Source organism: Streptomyces sp. NPDC001231, assembly GCF_042896885.1.
Lineage (GTDB): Bacteria > Actinomycetota > Actinomycetes > Streptomycetales > Streptomycetaceae > Streptomyces.
Genome location: NZ_JBIAXS010000004.1, coordinates 70,215 through 89,066, shown reverse-complemented (window position 1 = coordinate 89,066; position 18,852 = coordinate 70,215). Strand labels below are relative to the sequence as shown.

Below are 18,852 nucleotides of genomic sequence, written 5' to 3'. Positions count from 1 at the left end.
TCATTCAGCCAGCAAACGCGGAGTTGGAACAAACAGAATTATTTGAAATCAACCATCGAAGGAATCGATGGTTCCGCCCAGCGTCTCGGCGCACTGCTCGGCGAACGCGACGGCGCGGCGGCTGGGCGCGAGATCGGCGAGGCGCACGATGCCGACGTTCAGTCCGGGCGGTCGCGGGGCCAGCGGCCTGGTGACGATCTCCAGGCCGTCGTAGCTGATCGGGATGCCCGGGCGCTGGGTCAGCACCGAGTAGCCGAGGCCGTGGGCGACCAGCGAGCGGACCATCTCGAAGTTGGTCGCCCGGTAGCGCACGTCCGGGGTCAGGTCCTCGTCCTTGAACAGGGACAGGAAGTAGGTGGCGCCCGGCGGGAGGTCGAACAGGATCATCGGTTCGGTGGCCAGGTCCGCCACGCCGACCTCGTCCCGGGCCGCCAGGGGGTGGCGGGCCGGCAGCAGGACATAGGGCTCGGCGGCGTACAGCGCCGTCATCCGCAGGTCCTTCGCCAGCTTGAACTCGTCCGCCTCGTACATCAGGGCGATGTCGCAGCTGACACCGCGCAGTTGGCCCACGAGGTACTGGTCGGAGCCCTCGATGAAGCTCAGGTCCACATCCGGGTACTTCGCGACGAAGTCGGCGATGACGCGGGGCAGCAGCACCGCCGCCAGCGTGCTGTAGCAGCCCACGACCAGGCTGCCCGACAGCGACGAGGTCACCGAGCGCGCCGAGTCGCGCAGTTCGTCCACGCCGGACAGCAGCCGCCGCGCGTCCGCCAGCGCCTGCCGCCCCGGGGCGGTCAGCTTCAGTCCGCGGGCGTGCCGGAGGAACAGCTGCACGCCGAGGTTCTCCTCCAGCTCGGCCAGCGACGTGGAGACCGCCGACTGGGTCAGGTGCACCTTCGCGGCGGCGGCGGTGACGCTGCCCGTCTCGGCGGCGGCGACGAAGTACTCGAGCTGTCGAAAACTGATCTCGTGCATGGCCACGCGGTCCTCTCTGCCGCCCGAAACGTATAAGTGAAATCGAAGGCTGTCCACAAAAAGTTCTGTTGGTCCTATGGCAGAACCCGCTCACATACTTCTCGGCAAGTCAGCACGGCCCTTTCCCCGAAGGAGGCGAAGTCGTGCCAAGCCCCGAGACAGATGTGCAGACGGCCACGATCACGTCGGTCCCGGCGGCCCGGTTCCGGGCCGCCATGGGTGCCGCGGCCACCGGTGTCACCGTGGTCGCCACGGACGGCCCGTCGGGCCGGTTCGCGCAGACGGTGAGCGCGATGTGTTCGGTGTCCGAGGACCCCCCGAGTCTCCTGGTGTGCGTCAACCGGCGAAGCCCCATGAACGAGGCGATCCAGGCCCACGGGTCGTTCGCGGTCAGCGTCCTGGGCAGGCAGCACGACCACGTCGCGGACACGTTCGCCGGCCGTCCCTGGCCGGGCAAGGAGAAGTGGGACTTCACCTGCGGCGAGTGGGCGCGAACGGTGTCGGGCGCGCCGCGGATCGCGGACGCCGTCGCGTCCTTCGACTGCGAGCTGCACACCGTACTCACCGTCGGCACCCACCACGTCTACGTCGGTGTGATCCGCGACGTCGCCGTGTCCGGCGGCACCCCGCTCGTCTACAGCGGCCGGCGGTACGCGCAGCCCGAGACCTTCCCGCCGTCGACGTTCCCGGACTTCCCCGGCTCCGGCCCGGTCCACCACCAGCAGCGAAGGACGACACGATGATCCGTACAGGCGACGAGTACCGCGAGTCCATCAGGGACGGCCGGCAGATCTGGGTGGACGGGGAGAAGGTCGACGACGTCACCCGGCACCCGATGTTCAAGCCGATCGTCGACGTCCGGGCCCGGATCCACGATCTGGCGCACGAAGAGGCGACCCAGGCCCGGATGACCTACCAGGACGCCGATGGCGGCGAGCTCAACGCGGTCGCGAACAAGCTGCCCCGCACCCGGCAGGACTGGCACGACAAGCGGGCCGCGGTCGAACTGGTGCAGCGGGCCGCGGGCGGGGTCGCCACCCGCGTCGGCGACGAGACCATCGGCGAGATGTGGTCCCTCTACGACGGCCAGGACGTGCTCAACGAGGTCGACCCGCGCTTCTCCGAGAACATCCGGCGGCACATCGCCCTGGCCGTCACCGCGGACCCGTTCCACGTCTCGGCCAACACCGACCCCAAGGGCGACCGGTCCAAGGCACCCAAGGACCAGGACCCGGACATGCTGCTGCACGTGGTGCGGGAGACCGACAACGGGATCGTGGTCCGCGGCGCCAAGTACGAGACCGCCGCGGCCTACGCCAACCAGGCCTTCACCAAGCCGACGATCGCCAACTGGGGCAACGACGCGATGTCCGACTACGCGGTCGGGTTCGTGCTGGACATGGGCGCGCCGGGCCTGAAGTTCGTCTGCCGCAACGGTTTCGCCGGCCGCGCCCCGGCGAGCGACTACCCGCTGGCGAACCGGGTCGACGAGGTCGAGTCGCTGGTGATCTTCGACGACGTCGAGATCCCGTGGGAGGACGTGCTGTTCTACCAGCACACCCGCGCCGCCTCCTTCATCCGCGCCACGCTGCACCGCTACAGCGCCTTCCCGTTCGTGCAGCGCACCCTGCACCTGGCGGACCTGATGATCGGCGCCGCCCTGTGGAACGTGAAGCAGACCGGTCTTGAGAAGCAGCCCGCCGTGCAGGAGAAGCTGGCCCAGCTGGCCTGCTATCGGGAGACGGTCAACGCGCACCTGACGGCCGCCATCGCGATGGCCGAGCCGAGCCCGGGCGGCCTGCTGATGCCGAACCAGTCGCTGCTCTACACCGGCCGCGTGGTCGCGCTGTCCCAGCTCCCGGTCATGATGCACACCGCCCGCGAGCTGTGCGGCGGCCAGATCTGCATCACCCCGGACGCGGCGACGTTCGCGGACCCCGAAGTCGCCCCGTGGCTGGAGAAGTACTACACGGTCAACGAGAACTGGGTGGCCGAGGACCGGCGCCGGCTGCTTGCCTTCGCCCGTGACCTGCTCAACAGCGACTACGCAGGGCACCGGTTGACGTTCCAGCTGTTCGCCCAGTCCCCGCCGTTCGCCCAACTCGGCGCGGTGTACCGCAACTTCGACTTCAGCGGCCCGCTGGACCTGGTCAAGGCGGCGGCCGAGCTGTCCGACAAGGTCGACGCGCCGCGCTGACCGCGCCGCGCGCCCGCACAGTGAGGATCTTCCATGACGTTTTCCCTGGTCGCCCGTGACGAGACCACCGGTGCGTTCGGCGTCGTCGTCACCTCTTCGAGCCCCGCGGTCGCCGCGCGGTGCGCTCACGTACACGCCGGCGTCGGAGCCGCCGCGTCGCAGAACGTCACCAACCCGGCGCTCGGGCCGCGTCTGCTGCGGCTGCTGGCGGAGGGCGTGGACCCGAAGCACGCGGTCGCGGCCGCCGTCGCCTCGGACGAGCACAGCGGCTACCGGCAGTTGGCGGTGGTGGACGCGAAGGGTCGGACCGCCGCCTTCTCCGGCGAGGGCACGCTGGGTACCCACCGGGCCGTCGAAGGCAGCGGTGTGGTCGCGGCCGGCAACCTGCTCTCGGACCCCGGCGTGGTGGACGCCATGCTGGCCGCCTACGAGCGGGCCGCGGGCGCCGAGTTCGAGGAGCGGCTGTTGGCCGGCCTGCTCGCCGGCCGGGACGCCGGAGGGGAGGAGGGGCCGGAGCACTCGGCGGGCCTCGTCGTCGTGCACGAGGTGAGCTGGCCGGTCACCGACCTACGGGTGGACTGGGCGGACGACGACCCTATGGGCGAGCTGGAGCAGCTGTGGCGGCGGTGGGCCAAGGAGAAGCGGGACTACCTGTCGCGTGCGCTGGACCCCGCCGGGGCACCGAGCTACGGCGTGCCGGGTGACCTGTGAGCACCCTCAAGGACCGGGCGGCAGCGCGGCTGCCCGGTCTGTCGGACCGGGTTCTGCGCCTGTCCCACCGCCTGCACGCCCATCCCGAGGTCGCCTGGGAGGAGCACCGTGCGGCGCGGTGGGTCGCCGAGGAGCTGAACGGCCTCGGCTACACCGTCGAGCCGGAGTTCTGCGGACTGCCGACCGCGTTCCGGGCCCGGATCGGCGGCGGCCCGCTCAACGTCGCGATCTGCGCCGAGTACGACGCGCTGCCCGGCCTCGGACATGCCTGCGGGCACAACGTCATCGCCGCCGCGGCGGTGGGTGCCGCCGGGGTGCTGGCCGATCTCGTGGACGAGGCCGGGCTGACCGTCACCGTGCTCGGTACCCCGGCCGAGGAGGGCGGCGGCGGGAAGATCCTGATGCTCGACCGGGGCGGGTTCGACGGCGTGCACGCAGCCATGATGGTCCACCCCGGTCCGCTCGACGTCGCCCGGGCGCAGCCGTTCGCCGTGGCGCACAACAGGATCCGCTACCACGGGCTGGCCTCCCACGCGGCGGCCTACCCCGAGTACGGGCGCAACGCCGCGGACGCGTTCACCGTCGCCCAGACGGCGATCGGGCTGCTGCGCCAGCACCTCGGTCCGGGAACGCGGGTGCACGGCATCGTCACCCGCGGCGGGGAGGCCCCGAACGCGATTCCCGAGCTGACCGAGGGCCGCTGGTACGTCCGCGCGGAGAACCTGGCCGACCTCGCGGAACTCGAGACCCGGGTGAACCGGTGCTTCGAGGCCGGTGCCCTCGCGACGGACTGCCGGCTGGAGGTCGAGCCGGAGAGCCCGCCGTACGCCGACTTCGTCACCGACGAGGACCTGCTCGCGCTCTACGTCGGCAACGCCACCGCGCTGGGCCGTGAGTTCCCCGAGCCGAGCGCGGCGTCCCGGATGAACCGGGCGTCCACGGACATGGGCAACGTCTCGCACCGGGTGCCGGCCATCCATCCGTACCTGGGCATCGACTCGCTTCCGGCGGTCAATCACCAGAAGGAGTTCGCCGCGCACTGCGCCGGCCCGGCCGCCGACCGGGCGGTCCTCGACGGCGCCCTCGCCATGGCCTGGACCTGCCTCGACCTCGCCGCCCTCGACGATCTGCGCGGGCGGCTGCTCAAGGGCGGTGCCTGATGGCCCGGGCAGGCCGCGAGCGGGGGCGAACCCGCTCCGTCCTCGCCGGGGACGTTCACCATCCGCTGCGGGCCCGGGTGCCGGGTGGTCGGCGGGCTGTGTCGTCGATCGGGTGGCCGAGCGGTGCCGGCGAAGGGCTCCTGGCGGCGGCCGGCAGTCGTCGCGGGCGCGGGCTGGGATCGGGGTTTCCGGCGGCGGTCGGCTGGGAGCGGGAGATCGTCGCGGGTGCCGGCCGGGCCGTGGGTCGCCGGCGGCCGGCCGGGATCGGGGAACTCCCGGTGGCGGCCGGCTGGGGGTCGTCGGTCGTCGTGGGCGCGGGCAGGGATCGGGGGGTCCGGCGGGGACTGGCCGGGAGCCGTTGGTCGTCGTGGGTGCGGGGCCGGGGATTCCCGGTGGTGGTCGGCTGGGGGTCGTCGGTCGTCGTGGGTGCGGGCCGGGGCCGTGGGTTTCCGGCGGAAGCCGGACGAGAGCCGTCGGCCGTTGGGGACGCCGGCCGGGACGAGGGATTGTTGGCGGCGGCCGGACGACAGCCGTCGGCCGTTGGGGGCGCCGGCCGGGGCGAGGGGTTGTTGGCGGCGGCCGGACGGGAGCCGTTGGGCGTCGTGGGCGCGGGACCGGACCGGGGGTCCCGGGCTCCGGGGCGCTGTTCTTGTTCGTCGCCCCCGGGGCCTCCGCAGGTGGGGTCCGCGGGCGAGTCATGGAAGTCATCAAGCAGAAAGGCGGGGCGGCATGACGACCTCGTTTCGCACCGAGCGGGACCTGATCGGTCGCCTCGACGTGCCCGACGGCGTGCGCTGGGGCATCCACACCGCCCGCGCCCTGGAGAACTTCCCGGTGTCGGGCACGCCGATCTCGACGTACCCCCACCTGGTGAGCGCGCTCGCCACGGTCAAGCAGGCGGCCGCGTTCGCCAACCGGGATCTCGGCCTCCTCGACGAATCCCGCGCGCGGGCCGTCGTCGAAGCCTGCGAGCAGATCCGGAAGGGAGACCTGCACGAGGAGTTCGTGGTCGACGTCCTGCAGGGCGGGGCCGGCACCTCGACCAACATGAACGCCAACGAGGTGATCGCCAACCGGGCCCTGGAGATCCTGGGCCGTCCCCGGGGCGACTACGCGTATCTCGACCCGCACGGACACGTCAACCTCGGGCAGAGCACCAACGACGCCTATCCCACGGCGCTGCGGGTGGGGCTCTGCGAGGCGGCCGACGACCTGCTCGCCGCGCTGGCGCTGCTGGAGGACGCGTTCCGGGCCAAGGCGGCGGAGTTCGCCGGCTTCCTCAAGATGGGCCGGACCCAGTTGCAGGACGCGGTGCCGATGACCCTGGGGCAGGAGTTCGGCGCGTTCGCCGTCATGCTGGCCGAGGACCAGCAGCGCCTGCGCGAGGCCCGGGAACTGCTGTTGGAGGTCAACCTGGGCGGCACGGCGATCGGAACCGGCTTGAACGCCCCCGCGGAGTACGCCCGGCTGGCCACCCGGCACCTGGCGGCGCTCACCGGCCGGCCGTTCGTCTCCGCCGCGGACCTTGTGGAGGCCACGCAGGACGTGGGAGCGCTGGTGCATTTCTCGGGGGTGCTCAAGCGCACGGCGGTGAAGCTGTCCAAGGTGGCCGGTGATCTGCGGCTGCTGTCCTCGGGCCCGCGGGCCGGTCTGGCCGAGATCCGGCTGCCCGCGGTGCAGGCGGGATCCAGCATCATGCCGGGCAAGGTGAACCCGGTGATCGCGGAGATGGTGAACCAGGTCGCGTTCTGCGTGGTGGGCAACGACGTCACGGTGTCGATGGCCGCCGGGGCAGGACAGCTCCAGCTGAACGCCTTCGAACCGGTCGTGGCCCGCTGCCTGTTCCAGGGTCTGGCCGAACTGACCGCCGCCTGCCGCCTGTTGGCGACCAGGTGCGTGCACGGCATCACCGCCGACCAGGACCGGCTGCGGGCGGGTGTGGAGCGCTCGATCGGGCTGGTGACCGCGCTGGTGCCGCACCTGGGGTATCACCGGGCGACCGAGGTGGCCCAGGCGGCGCTGCGCAACGGAACCAGCGTGGTCGAGGAGATCCGCGTCCAGCACCTGCTCGACGACACGACGCTGGTCGCCCTGCTCGGCGACCCCGAACGGCTCGTGGGCCCGCTGCGCGAGCGGCGGTCCGACGGCTGAACCCGCACGGCGGGGAGGGCGGACTCGAAGAAGAACCCGAGAGGAGCCCGCCCTCCCCGCCGTGAGTAGTCAGGAGACCGCCGGCAGCGGATCCGCCTCCGCGGTGGCCGGCCGAGCGGCCTCCCGCCGCACGCGGGCGGTGTGCAGACGCCCCGTGCACCAGATGCCGATCGCCGAGATCACCATCAGCAGCACGGCCGGGGGCCAGTAGTGGCCGCCCGCCAGCGCGGCCAGGGACACACAGGCCACCGGCGCGAAGCCGCCGAAGATCAGGTTGCAGACCTGGTACGACAGGGAGATCCCGGTGTAGCGGACGTGCGGTTCGAAACCTTCGGCGAGGATCGCGGCGATCGGTCCGTACAGGGCCGACATCACGAACCGCATCGCGAGCATCATCAGGTAGATCAGTGCGACGCTGCCCGTGCCCATCGCCATGAACTGCGGCGCCGCCAGGACGACGACTCCGGCGAGTCCGGCGATGACGACCTTGTGCGCGCCGACGCGGTCGCCGAGCCAGGCCAGGCCCGGGGTCACCAGCAGTTCGAGGAAGGCCGCCAGCGTCAGGCCGTTGAGCAGCATCGACTCGGACAGGTGCAGGTGCCCGGTGCCGTAGGACAGCAGGTAGCTGGTCACCACGTAGTAGCCGCCGGTGGCCGTGGCCAGGGCGAAGACGCCGACCAGCACGGTGCGCCAGGCATTCTGGAGCACCTCCGCCACCGGCAGCTTGGCCTCGGTCCCGCGCTCCTCGCGCACCTCGGACATCACCGGGGAGTCCTCGAGCTTGACGCGGATGACGAGTCCGATGGCGACGAGCACGGCGGAGGCGAGGAACGGCACGCGCCAGCCCCAACTGAGGAACGCGTCGTGGCCGAAGAGGTTCATCAGGCTGAAGGCGCCGGTGGAGAGCAGGGCGCCGACGGACGAACCGAGCTGGGCGAACGAGCCGAAGAAGGTCCTCCTGCCCTTCGGGGCGTTCTCCACCGCGATCAGCACCGCGCCGCCCCACTCGCCGCCGATCGCGACACCCTGGACCAGGCGCAGGACGATGAGCAGGACCGGAGCCAGGGCACCGACCTGGGCGTAGGTCGGCAGCAGGCCGATGGCGAAGGACGCGATGCCCATCATCAGCAGGGTGATGACGAGGGTCTTCTTGCGTCCCACCCGGTCGCCTATGTGCCCGAACACGATGCCGCCGAGCGGTCGCAGCAGGAAGCCGACGGCGAACGTGCCGAACGCGGACAGGGTCTTGAGCAGCGAGGGCATGTCCGCGGGGAAGAACACGTCGTTGAAGACGATGGCCGCGGCGGTGGCGAAGGCGTAGAAGTCGTACCACTCGATCGAGGTGCCGGCCAGGGCGGCCAGCGCGGCTCTGCGCGCGTTTCTCGGATCGGGCTGGTGGGTGCGGTCCGGCATGCGGGACCTCCGGCTGAGGGTGGGGACGGGGGAGCGGGAGAGCGGCGCGGCGGTGCGCGCCGCTCCCGGGGGAAGGGGACGGAGCGGGGGCGGGACCCTCAGCGGCCGGGGGCCGCCCAGGCGCGGGTGCCGCCGATCCAGGTCTCGCGCACGCCGATGCCGGCGAGTTCGTCGGCCGCGGTGTGCAGGGGATCGGCGTCGAGGACGACGAAGTCGGCGAGCATGCCCGGCGCCAGCGCGCCCACCGCGTGCTCGCGGTGCAGGGCGCGGGCGGCCGCGGCGGTGTGCGCGTGCAGGCCGTCGGCGACCGGCAGCCGCAGTGCCTCGTCGCCCAGGACGGTGCCCAGGACCGTGCGCCGGGTGGCGGCCGTGGAGACCGCCTCCAGCGGGGCGGGCGGGGCGACCGGCGCGTCGGAGCTGAACACGACCGGAACACCGGCCGTGAGGCAGCGGCCCGCGGGGTTGTAGCGGTGGCCGAGCTCGCCGACGGCGGTCAGTGTGCCGTCGCCGGTCCGCAGGTGGTGCTGCGGCTGCATGACCGGGACGACCCCCAGCGCGCCCATGCGCTCGATCTGCTCGTCGGTGGGCAGTCCGCAGTGCTCGATACGGTGCCGCATGTCCGGCCGGAGCCGGTCGGCCTGCGCCTTCTCGACCGCGTCGAGGACCATGCCGATGGCGTACGGGGACTGGGCGTGCGTCGCGGTCTGCAACCCCGCCCGATGGGCCCGCGCGACGATCTCCGCGTACTCCTCGACCGAGTGGTACAGCTGCCCGTGGTGGCAGCAGTCGGCGGCGTAGCCCTCGGGGAAGTAGGCGGTCCAGCCGCCCAGCGTGCCGTCCGCGTAGAACTTCACGCCCTGCACACGGAACAGGTCGCCGCCGAAGCCGTGGACGACGCCGAGTTCGAGCGCGGTGTCCAGCAGCGCGGAGGTGAGGTACGCCGACACACGCATGCGCAGTGAGCCGGACTCCTGCGCCCGCAGATAGGTCTCCATCTCGCGGCGCGAGGCCTGCGCGTCACCGACCGTGGTGACACCGGCGGCCAGGAAGACCTCCTGGGCGCGCGCCAGATGGTCGGCCATGACGGCGTCCGGCTCGGTGAGGTGGAAGTTCGGGCCGTGGTTGCCGATCTTCACCCCGCCCGGTCCGGTGAGCAGGTCGCACGCGGCGTCCCACAGCTGCCCGTCGGGCTCGCCGGAGGCGAAACGGCCGATGCTGCCCCCCTCGGGGTCCGGGGTGCCGGCCGTGATGCCGCAGGTCCGCAGCGTGTGGGAGTTGACGACGCCGCCGTGACCGGAGGCGTTCATCACGTAGACCTCGCGGTCGTCGGCGACGCGGTCGAGGTCGTGGCGGGTGGGGTGGCGGCGTTCGGCGAGGCGGCGGTGCTCGTAGCCGAAGCCGCGCACCGGGACTCCGGCGGGCAGGTCGCGGGCGGCGTCGCGCAGTACGTCGACCAGGGTGTCGATGTCCGGCACGCGCTCGGGTCGGCAGTCGACCCAGGCCAGGGCCTGGCCGTACATCACCGGGTGGCAGTGCGCGTCGACGAAACCGGGGTGGACCAGACCGCCGTCGAGCTCCAGTTCGTGGTCCACGCGGCCGAGCGCGGCGCGGGCGTCGTCGGCGGTGCCGACGTGCACGATCCGGTCGCCGCGCACGGCCAGGGCTTCCGCGCGGGTCGTGGTGCCGGCGGAGGCGATCGCGGCGCCGGTCACCAGCAGGGTGCGGTCGGGGTCGTCGAGAGGGTGGTGCATGGGGCCTGCTTTCGACCAGGGGACGCCGAAGGTACGCGGAGGCGACGCTACGGCTGATTCGTTCGCCTGGACGATAGATAACGAACGACAGATTGGCTAGAGGTGCTTTAGGGAAAAATTTCGGAAGGTGTCGGGGGTGTGTGCTTACGGATCGTCCGTCAGAGGTGGTGATTGTCGGCGGTTCATGCTCCGGCGTCCGGTGCCGGGGCCGGGGCTCCCGGGTCGTAGCGCTCCTTCACCAGTTCCATGTGCAGCCAGCTCTCCACGCCGCTCACCTGCTCGCACGCCCGCATCCGCTCCAGGGTGGCCAGGAGCGCGGGCAGCGACTCGGCCGTGATGGTGCCGACCAGATCGGCCCGGCCGATGCAGGCGGACAGGAACGACACGCGGTCCCAGGAGGCGAGCCGCTCGGCCACCGGATCCGCGGGACCGTCCAGGCGCACCGCGAAGCCGCAGAGGTGGCCCATGCCCAGTAGTTCGGGCCGCACCAGGGCGAGCACCTTCGCGACGCCGCCGTCGAGCAGCCGCAGCGTGCGGGACCTGGTGGCGCCCGCCGACAGCCCCACCCGGTCGGCGAGTTCGGCGAACGGCAGCCGGCCGTCGCGCTCCAGCTCGTCCAGGATCCGCCGGTCCAACTCGTCGAGCTCGGTGGCGGCCGGGGGGTCGGGGAGCAGGTAGGGGTCCTTCAGCTGGCGGGTGGTGATCAGCGGATCGATCGTCCGAACGCCCGGCAGGGTGCGCACCCGCTCGATCGCCCGGTCCAGCTCGGCGAACCCCTCGGTGCGCAGCTCGGTCATGATGGCCCGCTGTCCCGCCGTGAGGGTGACGAACGGTGCCTGGGGCATCGCGGCGATGGCGCGCGCCACCGGTCCGGCCGCGCCGTAGGTGTCGATCGACAGGTGCGCCGAGGCGGTCAGTCCGCGTACGGCGGGGTGCACGATGGCCACCACGCGCACCGCGCCGGAGTCCAGCATCCGCTGGACCCGGGCCCGGGTGGCGGGCCGTGACAGGCCCACGCGCTGGGCCAGTGTCTCGTAGGTGAGGCGGCCGTCCGTCTGCAGTTCGCGTACGACGGCGAGGTCGGTGTGGTCCAGATCCACCTGGGCTGTTCCCCCTCGGTTCCTTCGGTGTGTCGGCCCGTGGTGCGGCGGCGCCCGGGTCCGGTGTCATTCTCGGGCATCGTCCGCCGGGTCCATCGGCGGGTGATGCGTATCACTGCACAGTCGAGTCAATCACCAATGGACATCGGATCAGTCGAAACGTAGGTTGAGGGCGTTCTGAACGGTCGAATCGGTTGAGGAGGTCGCTGTGGGGCAACCCGTGGTCGTCTACACGGACCTGGGCGAGCTGGACCCGGAGCCGGGCGTCCGGCTCCTCACCGACGCGGGTTTCGCCGTGCGGATCGCCGGCAGCCGCGACCCCGAGGCCATCGCGGCCGCGGCTCATGACGCGGTGGCGCTGATCGTCGGCTACGCGCGCGTGGACGAGGCACTCCTCGACCGCCTGCCGCGGCTGCGCGTCCTCGCCACCATGTCGGCCGGGTACGACATGATCGACGCCGCCGCGGCCCGCCGGCGCGGCCTGTGGGTGACCAACCTGCCCGGCACCGCCACCGAGGACGTCGCCGTCCACGCCCTCGCCTCGGCCCTCTCCCTCGTACGCCGGCTGCCGCAGGCCGACGCCGTGGTGCGCGGCGGGGGCTGGGCCGCCGACTTCGCCGCAGCCGAACTGCCGCGCCGAGCCAGTGGGTTGACGCTGGGGCTGGTAGGGATGGGCCGCATCGCCCGGGAACTCGTCCGGATCGCGACTCCCGTCTTCGGCCGCCTCGCCGCGTACGACCCGCAGGCCGACCCCTCCGGATGGCCGGCCGGTGTCGACCGGCTCGAACTGGACGAACTGGTGGGCGCGGCGGACGTGCTGTCCCTGCACGTCCCGCTCACCGACCGGACCCGGGGCATGGTCGACGACGGGCTGCTCGCCCGCATGCGGCCGGGCGGCCTACTGGTGAACGTCTCCCGCGGCGAACTCGTCGACCCCGAGGCCCTGCTCCGGGCGCTCGACAGCGGCCGGCTCGCCGGAGCCGCCCTCGACGTCCTGCCCGTGGAGCCCCCGCCCGCCGACGACCCGCTGTGCGGCCACCCGCGCATCCGGCTGTCCCCGCACAGCGCCTTCCTGTCCGACGCCTCGCGCCGCGCGTACGTGTGCGAGCCCGCCGAGAACGTCATCGCCTGGCAGCGCACCGGCCGCCCCCTCACGCCCGTCGTCGACCCCGAGGCCTGAACAGTTCCGAAGGAGCCCCCATGACCGACCTGCTGAGCACACCCGCCACCCGGAGCCCGGCCGCGCCGGCCCTCGATCCGGCAGCCGAGGAGCTGCGGCTGCGCCGCGAACTGGCCGCCGTCTACCGGCTCGTCGCGCACTTCCGCATGACCGACCTGATCTTCACGCACATCTCGCTGCGGCTGCCGGGCCCGGACCACCACTTCCTGATCAACCCCTACGGCCTGCTGTTCGAGGAGATCACCGCCTCGAACCTGGTGAAGATCGACCTGTCCGGCAACCCGGTCGAGCCGACCCCGTACCCGGTCAACCCGGCCGGTTTCGTCATCCACAGCGCGATCCACGCCGCACGCGAGGACGCGCGGTGCGTGCTGCACACCCACACCAAGGCGGGCTGCGCCGTCGCCGCCCAGCGCGACGGGCTGCTGCCGGTCAACCAGATGTCGATGGAGTTCCACAACCGGGTCGGCTACCACGACTACGAGGGCGTCGCCCTCAACCTCGACGAACAGCGGCGCCTCGTCGCCGACATCGGAGGCCACCCCGCCCTGATCCTGCGCAACCACGGGCTGCTGACGGTCGGCGAGAGCGCGGCCCAGGCGTTCCTGCGCATGTACTACCTGGAGAAGGCCTGCGAGATCCAGGTGACCGCGCAGGCGGGCGGCGGCCCCCTCGTCGTCCCGTCGGCCGAGGTCTGCGAGTACACCGCCCAGCAGCTCGCGGGCGAGGCGACCTCGGACTTCGAGGACGTCGACGCTTACGAACTCGCCTGGGCGGCGCTGCTGCGCCTGCTCGACCGGACCTGCCCCGACTACAAGGACTGACCACCACCTGGCCGGCCCCGGCGGGGGCCGCGGTCAGACGAGCCGGCGGTGGACGCGCAGCGCCAGGTGCAGGGCCAGCGCCCGGGGCGTTCCCGTCGGATCGCCGCCCAGGAGGTCGAAGGCGCGCTGCAACCGCGCGTAGAGGGACTGGCGTTGCAGATGCAGTTCCGCCGCCGCGCGGGTCTTGTTGAAGCCGGTCTCGAAATACGTCTCCAGGGTGGTGAGCAGGAGGTCGCGTTCCTCGTGCCGCAGGGTGAGCAGGAGCCCGAGCTGTTCCCGTACGAGCCGCTCCGCCGGGATGCGCAGCTCGTCGTCGAGCAGCAGCCGCTCCGCACTCAGCTCGGTGGCGTCGACCACCCCGGCCCGGAACGCGCGCGTGGGGCGGCGCACGCACTCCAGCGCCGCGCCCAGTGAGACGGCCGCGTCCTCCAGGGCCGGCATCAGCGGGCCGACCGCGATCGCCGTCCGGTCGGACGAGCGCCACTCGGTGAGATCGGCGACGAGCCGGGCCCGCAGGCCGGCGGCGCCGTCGCGGTCCCGCAGTGACAGGAGTGTGTGCACGGCGAGCGGGGACGGCACGTCGACCGCGGTCCGGCCGTAGCGGGACAGCAGATCGTCCAGGCGGCGCAGTTCGGCCGACGGCCCGGTGGCGCGGGCGGCCACCCCGATGACCGGCGCGTCGGCGCTGAAACCGATCGACACGCCCAGCCGGCGGATCCGCTGCGGATGGGCGCCGTCCGCGGCGGCCAGCCGGACGAGTTCACTCGCGGCGAACTCCCGCGGGCCCGGCGGCCGGAACCGCAGCAGTGCCAGCTTCAGGGCCTCCACCGTCCGGTCCTGTGCCAGTTCCAGCGTCTCGACGTCCGCGTCGGCGTCCGGGTAGAGCACGAGGGTGGCCGCGGGGACCCCGCGGATCGTCAGCCGTGTCCCCATGCCGTCGAACGGGGTCGGCTCCTCCCGCGCGGGCCCGCTCCCCGGGTCCTCCTCGGGGCTGCTGACGGTGATGAGCCGGTCGTTCGCGTCGAAGACGGCGGCCGCCGTCGACGTGTGCCGCACGAGCGCGTCCAGCACCTCCTGCAGGCCGGCGCCCTCGGCGAGCAGTTCGGACTGCTCCTGGGAGAGCGCGTCCACCGAGCGCAGCCGCGCCACGGAGTCGTTGATCAGGGCGCCGTTGATCACTTCGGCGACCTCCACGAACGGGACCACCCGCCGCAGCTCGACGACGGGGAAGTCCCGCGCGGCCGCCTCCTCGACGAGCGGCGCCGGAACCTCCCGGAGGTCGCCGCCGGTCTCGATCGCGACGCCCGTGACTCCCCGGACGGCCAGGCTCCGGACGTACGCGCGCTGCTCGTCCTCGCTCGCGCGGGCCAGCATGGTGCCGCCGGTCAGCAGCAGCTCACCGCCGCGCAGCAGCGGCGCCACCTCCAGGACCTCGCTGGAGTGGAGCCAGCGCACGGTCCGCTCCAGACCCCGCGATCCGGCCAGGACCCGTGGCTCGGCCGGTGCGAGGCTCGGATGGGCGAGGACCCGCGACAGCGACATCAGCATGACGATTTGTTTAGCACGGCGGGACAACTGTATGACAGATCGTTTCTTGTTCCGTATGACCGGGACCACCAGGATTGCGGGGCAAGCGGCCCGCCCCAGCGGGCGAACAGGCCGCCTCAACCTGGGGGTCAACCCATGTCTGCTTCTTCCGCACCCTCGTCCCCGCCACCGTCCACCGTCCCGGAGGTCGAGGCCGCGTTGCAGCCCGTCCCGGAGTCGGCCCGGACCAACAGCGTCTCCGGCCAGTTCTGGATCTGGTGCGGCGCCAACATCGCCCCGATCAACTGGGTCCTGGGGGCGCTCGGCATCCAGCTCGGCCTGGGCCTGTCCGACACGCTCATCGTGCTGATCGTCGGCAACCTCATCGGCATGGCCTTCTTCGGCGTCTTCGTCCTCATGGGCCAGCGCACCGGTGTGACCGGCATGGTACTGGGGCGCGCCGCCTTCGGGCGTCGCGGCAACTATCTGCCCGCCGCCATCCAGGCGTTCCTGGCGATCGGCTGGTGCTCGGTCAACACCTGGATCATCCTGGACCTGGTCATGGCCCTGCTGGGCAAGATCGGCCTGGTCGATCCGCACGGCGCCAACCACGCGTGGAAGATCGTCGTCGCGGCCGTGATCATGGCGGTCCAGGTGTGCATCTCGTGGATCGGCTACCGCGCGATCTCCGCCTTCGAACGCTGGACGGTGCCGCCCACCATCGCGGTCCTGGTGGCCATGTCGGTGGTGGCCTGGTTCTTCCTGCACATCGACTGGTCGTACGCGGGTCCGCCCGGACACGTGCTCACCGGCGGCGCGCGCCTGGCCGCCATGACCGGGGTGATGACCGCGATCGGCATCGGCTGGGGCATCACCTGGTTCACCTACGCGGCGGACTACTCGCGTTTCGTCAGCACGAGCATGCCCCGGAGCAGGCTCTATCTGGCAAGCACCCTGGGGCAGTTCATCCCCGTGGTGTGGCTGGGGGTGCTCGGCGCCACCCTCGCCACCAAGAACGGCTCCGTCGACCCGGGCCGCCTCATCGTCGACAACTTCGGGGCGCTCGCCATCCCCGTGCTGCTGCTCGTCCTGCACGGCCCCGTGGCGACCAACATCCTGAACATCTACACCTTCACCGTCGCCACCCAGGCCCTGGACATCCGGGTGCCGCGGCGCACGCTGAGCAGCGTGGTCGGCGTGCTCTCCATGGCCGCCGTGGTCTTCTTCATCTACCAGTCGGACTTCGCCTCCGTCCTCGACACCTGGCTGGTCGGCCTGGTGGCCTGGGTGTCCACGTGGGGCGGCATCATGCTCGTCCACTACTACCGGGTCGAGCGCGGCTCGATCCAGGTCGAGCGGCTCTTCGACCCCGTGGGCACGAGGCGGCTTCCCAACGTCAACTGGGCCGGTTACACCGCGTTCTTCGCCGGCGTCCTCGCCACCTGGCTGTTCATGTACGGGGTGATCCCGGTCTTCCAGGGGCCCGTCGCCGTCGCCCTCGGCGGCGTGGACCTGTCGTGGCTGGCCGGCGGCGTCACCAGCGCGACGGTCTACGCGGTGCTCGGACCGCGTGCGGCACGCCCGGCCCGGTCCGCCGCCCTCCCCTCCGTCCCGGAAAGGACCGACGATGAACTTCCCCTGGCCTGACGGCCGCCGCGCCGCCGCCGCGTTCACCTTCGACGTCGACGCCGAGTCGTGCGTCCTCGCGCACGACCCCTCGGCCTCGTCGCGGATGTCGCTGATGACCCACCAGGCCTACGGCCCGCGGGCCGGCGTGCCCAGGCTGCTGCGGCTGCTGCGGCGCCAGGACGTGAAGGCCACGTTCTTCGTCCCCGGATTCACCGCCGACACCTACCCCGACATGGTGCGGAGCATCGTCGACGAGGGGCACGAGGTGGCGCACCACGGCTACCTCCACGAGCCGATGCGGGGCATCGACGCGGCGCGGGAGGCCGAGTACCTCGACCGCGGCCTGGAGGCGCTGGACCGGCTCGGCATCCGCCCGGCCGGCTACCGGGCCCCGTGGTGGGAGATGAACTGGCACACCCCCGACCTGCTCATCGAGCGCGGCTTCCAGTACGACTCCAGTCTGCTCGACGGCGACACCCCGTACCGGCTGCACGGCACCGGGGCGACGGGCAGCCTGGTCGAGATCCCCGTCGACTGGGGCCTGGACGACTGGGAGCAGTACGCCTTCTACCCCGGCTGGACGGGCAGCGGGGTGATCGAGAGTCCTCGCAAGGTGCACGAGATGTGGCTGCTGGAGGCGCAGGCCCACCACGCCGAGAGCGGCTGCTTCGTCCTGACCAACCACCCCTTCATCTCCGGCCGCCCCTCCAGGGCGGCGGCCCTGGAACGGCTGATCGAGGACGTGCGCGCCCTGGACGGCATGTGGATCACCACGCTGGAGGAGATCGCGGCCCACACGGCCGGGACCGTCAAGGAGATCCGGCACATCGAGCGCGTCGAAGCACCCGACTCACTCACCACGAGCCACGGCTAGCACCGGCCCGGGTGGCCCCGGCCCGGTCGGCACCGGACGGGCAGCGCCCGACGAAGGCGCCGAGCTCCCGCGGAACCGCCTGGGCGGACCGCCGGGAGCTCGGCGCGTTCGGTCTTCGGGCGGCTGGGTGTCCGGGGTCGTGGCCGCCGGGTTGCCCTGGCGCCGTCCGGCCGGCGGTGGGTACGGCGTGCCGTGGTGTCGGCCGGGGGCGCGATGTGTCCGGTGCGCCCTTGGTCTGCCCCGGTCCTCTCAGGAGGCCGGGCTGTCCTGAAGACCGGGACGGGACGGGGTGGTGGCCGGCGGCACCGGCCTCCCGCGGAACCACCTGGGCGGATCGCTGGGAGTGCGGTGTGTTCGGTCTTCGGTGGTCGGGTTGCCGTGGTGCCGTCCGGCTGGGGGCGGCTCGTACCGCGCGCTGTGGCACAGGCCGGGGCGCGATGTGTCCGGTGCGCCCTTGGAAGGGGCTGCCCCGGTCCTCTCCGGCGTGGTGAGGGTGGGTCATGGACGGGCGGCGCGTTCCGCACGGTCATCCCCGTTACCGTGGCCGGTCCGGGCCGTGGCCGCCGAGTCGGCGGGTCACCTGGTCGGCGGCGGCGCGTACCGCCTCGCCGAGAACCGGCAGCCGGTCGGGGGAGACGCGGTAGCGGGGCGCCGAGGCGAGAACGGCCGCGGCCACCTCGCCACGGTGGTCGAAGACCGGTGCGGCCACGCCGGCCTCCTGCAACGAGGTCTCCCCGAAGTTCGCGGCGTAGCCCTGCCCGTGCATCGCGTCGAGCTGGGACAGATACGCCTCGAGCACCGTCTCGTCGAGCCCGGGCAGGACCAGCGTGCCGCTGGTGAGCAGGGCGCGGACGGTGCTGCCGGGCAGCTGGGCCAGGAACACCCGCACCGACGAACTGGCGGCGGTGTGGTAACGGGTGCCCAGCGCGGTGGTGTGCTTGACCTCGTGAGGGCTGGGGACCTGCTCGACGCAGACGGCCTCGGTGCCGTTCCACAGCATCAGCGCCGAGGTCTCACCGGTGCGCCGGGTCAGTTCCCGCAGCACCGGGTGGGCGACGCGGCGCACATCGAGGTCCGCGAGCAGGGGCCCGGCCATGGCGATGACGCCCAGGCCGAGCCGGAAACGCCGGGAGCCGGCCGCCCGTTCGACCAGGCCGGCCCGCTCCAGGGTGGCGAGGATGCGGGAGACGGTGCTCTTGTGCAGACCGACCCGGGCGGCGATGTCGGTGACCCCGAGCAGGGGCTCCCGCGCGCTGAAGCAGAGCAGGACGGAGATCCCGTTGCGCAGGACGGAGATCCCCCGGTTCTCCGCCGTTCCCGTGTCCTCGCCGCTCGGGTCCGTCCGCCTGTCCGCCATCGG

At 72.2% G+C, this 18,852-nt stretch carries 15 protein-coding genes; 9 read left to right on the top strand and 6 right to left on the bottom strand.

The window, feature by feature from the left end:
• Positions 1-48: 48 nt before the first annotated feature.
• A complete protein-coding gene (locus ACFY3J_RS06650; RefSeq protein WP_384171952.1) occupies positions 49-975 on the bottom strand; it encodes a LysR family transcriptional regulator in 927 nt (308 codons plus the stop codon).
• Between the two features lie 143 nt (positions 976-1,118).
• On the opposite strand from ACFY3J_RS06650, the gene ACFY3J_RS06645 reads away from it, so the two are divergent.
• The 5 genes from ACFY3J_RS06645 (at position 1,119) to ACFY3J_RS06625 (ending at position 7,194) form a co-directional block, all read left to right on the top strand.
• Positions 1,119-1,718, top strand: a complete 600-nt coding sequence (locus ACFY3J_RS06645) for a flavin reductase family protein (RefSeq protein ID WP_384171949.1) — start codon at positions 1,119-1,121, stop codon at positions 1,716-1,718.
• Complete coding sequence (locus ACFY3J_RS06640) at positions 1,715-3,172, top strand: 4-hydroxyphenylacetate 3-hydroxylase family protein (protein WP_390840427.1); 1,458 nt, start codon at positions 1,715-1,717, stop codon at positions 3,170-3,172. Before ACFY3J_RS06645 ends, ACFY3J_RS06640 begins: the two co-directional genes overlap by 4 nt.
• Positions 3,173-3,205: 33 nt before the next feature.
• The gene (locus ACFY3J_RS06635) at positions 3,206-3,883 is read left to right on the top strand and encodes a DUF1028 domain-containing protein (RefSeq protein WP_384171943.1); all 678 of its coding nucleotides are present in this window, start codon (positions 3,206-3,208) and stop codon (positions 3,881-3,883) included.
• Complete coding sequence (locus ACFY3J_RS06630) at positions 3,880-5,043, top strand: M20 family metallopeptidase (RefSeq protein WP_384171940.1); 1,164 nt, start codon at positions 3,880-3,882, stop codon at positions 5,041-5,043. Before ACFY3J_RS06635 ends, ACFY3J_RS06630 begins: the two co-directional genes overlap by 4 nt.
• A gap of 729 nt (positions 5,044-5,772) precedes the next feature.
• Positions 5,773-7,194 carry an aspartate ammonia-lyase gene (locus ACFY3J_RS06625; protein WP_390840426.1) on the top strand — a complete coding sequence of 474 codons (1,422 nt, stop codon included), beginning with the start codon at positions 5,773-5,775 and terminating at the stop codon, positions 7,192-7,194.
• 69 nt (positions 7,195-7,263) lie between these two features.
• Here the strand turns inward: ACFY3J_RS06625 and ACFY3J_RS06620 are convergent, their stop codons facing one another.
• From ACFY3J_RS06620 to ACFY3J_RS06610, 3 genes are all read right to left on the bottom strand, one after another.
• Positions 7,264-8,607, bottom strand: a complete 1,344-nt coding sequence (locus ACFY3J_RS06620; RefSeq protein WP_384171934.1) for an MFS transporter — start codon at positions 8,605-8,607, stop codon at positions 7,264-7,266.
• Between the two features lie 98 nt (positions 8,608-8,705).
• Positions 8,706-10,358 carry an amidohydrolase gene (locus tag ACFY3J_RS06615; protein WP_390840425.1) on the bottom strand — a complete coding sequence of 551 codons (1,653 nt, stop codon included), beginning with the start codon at positions 10,356-10,358 and terminating at the stop codon, positions 8,706-8,708.
• A gap of 182 nt (positions 10,359-10,540) precedes the next feature.
• Positions 10,541-11,458 (bottom strand): Lrp/AsnC family transcriptional regulator, encoded by a 918-nt coding sequence (locus tag ACFY3J_RS06610; RefSeq protein ID WP_384171929.1) that lies wholly within the window; start codon positions 11,456-11,458, stop codon positions 10,541-10,543.
• Between the two features lie 208 nt (positions 11,459-11,666).
• Between ACFY3J_RS06610 and ACFY3J_RS06605 the strand changes: the two genes are divergently transcribed.
• Together ACFY3J_RS06605 and ACFY3J_RS06600 are read left to right on the top strand one after the other, a co-directional pair.
• Positions 11,667-12,638, top strand: coding sequence for a C-terminal binding protein (locus tag ACFY3J_RS06605; protein ID WP_390840424.1), 972 nt, complete (start codon positions 11,667-11,669; stop codon positions 12,636-12,638).
• Positions 12,639-12,658: 20 nt separating this feature from the next.
• On the top strand, positions 12,659-13,462 hold the full coding sequence (locus ACFY3J_RS06600) for a class II aldolase/adducin family protein (RefSeq protein ID WP_384171922.1): 804 nt from the start codon (positions 12,659-12,661) through the stop codon (positions 13,460-13,462).
• A gap of 33 nt (positions 13,463-13,495) precedes the next feature.
• Here ACFY3J_RS06600 and ACFY3J_RS06595 read toward each other — a convergent pair whose 3' ends face one another.
• Entirely contained in the window at positions 13,496-15,010 is a 1,515-nt protein-coding gene (locus ACFY3J_RS06595; RefSeq protein WP_384171919.1) for a PucR family transcriptional regulator, read from the bottom strand.
• A gap of 135 nt (positions 15,011-15,145) precedes the next feature.
• Here ACFY3J_RS06595 and ACFY3J_RS06590 point away from each other — a divergent pair, with 135 nt between their 5' ends.
• Both ACFY3J_RS06590 and ACFY3J_RS06585 read left to right on the top strand, forming a co-directional pair.
• Positions 15,146-16,636 (top strand): purine-cytosine permease family protein, encoded by a 1,491-nt coding sequence (locus ACFY3J_RS06590; RefSeq protein WP_384171916.1) that lies wholly within the window; start codon positions 15,146-15,148, stop codon positions 16,634-16,636.
• Entirely contained in the window at positions 16,617-17,492 is an 876-nt protein-coding gene (locus ACFY3J_RS06585) for a polysaccharide deacetylase (RefSeq protein ID WP_384171913.1), read from the top strand. The genes ACFY3J_RS06590 and ACFY3J_RS06585 overlap by 20 nt, the downstream gene beginning before the upstream one ends.
• A 535-nt stretch (positions 17,493-18,027) precedes the next feature.
• On the opposite strand, the gene ACFY3J_RS06580 is transcribed toward ACFY3J_RS06585, so the two are convergent.
• Positions 18,028-18,849 carry an IclR family transcriptional regulator gene (locus ACFY3J_RS06580; protein ID WP_384171910.1) on the bottom strand — a complete coding sequence of 274 codons (822 nt, stop codon included), beginning with the start codon at positions 18,847-18,849 and terminating at the stop codon, positions 18,028-18,030.
• Positions 18,850-18,852: the final 3 nt, after the last annotated feature.

Bases quoted from the DNA above. Each gene is read 5' to 3' on its own strand.
- ACFY3J_RS06600 (WP_384171922.1), top strand. From the start codon at position 12,659: ATGACCGACCTGCTGAGCACACCCGCCACCCGGAGCCCGGCCGCGCCG.
- ACFY3J_RS06590 (WP_384171916.1), top strand. From the start codon at position 15,146: ATGTCTGCTTCTTCCGCACCCTCGTCCCCGCCACCGTCCACCGTCCCG.
- ACFY3J_RS06580 (WP_384171910.1), bottom strand. From the start codon at position 18,849: ATGGCGGACAGGCGGACGGACCCGAGCGGCGAGGACACGGGAACGGCG.
- ACFY3J_RS06620 (WP_384171934.1), bottom strand. From the start codon at position 8,607: ATGCCGGACCGCACCCACCAGCCCGATCCGAGAAACGCGCGCAGAGCC.
- ACFY3J_RS06585 (WP_384171913.1), top strand. From the start codon at position 16,617: ATGAACTTCCCCTGGCCTGACGGCCGCCGCGCCGCCGCCGCGTTCACC.
- ACFY3J_RS06625 (WP_390840426.1), top strand. From the start codon at position 5,773: ATGACGACCTCGTTTCGCACCGAGCGGGACCTGATCGGTCGCCTCGAC.
- ACFY3J_RS06615 (WP_390840425.1), bottom strand. From the start codon at position 10,358: ATGCACCACCCTCTCGACGACCCCGACCGCACCCTGCTGGTGACCGGC.
- ACFY3J_RS06595 (WP_384171919.1), bottom strand. From the start codon at position 15,010: ATGCTGATGTCGCTGTCGCGGGTCCTCGCCCATCCGAGCCTCGCACCG.
- ACFY3J_RS06650 (WP_384171952.1), bottom strand. From the start codon at position 975: ATGCACGAGATCAGTTTTCGACAGCTCGAGTACTTCGTCGCCGCCGCC.
- ACFY3J_RS06640 (WP_390840427.1), top strand. From the start codon at position 1,715: ATGATCCGTACAGGCGACGAGTACCGCGAGTCCATCAGGGACGGCCGG.
- ACFY3J_RS06635 (WP_384171943.1), top strand. From the start codon at position 3,206: ATGACGTTTTCCCTGGTCGCCCGTGACGAGACCACCGGTGCGTTCGGC.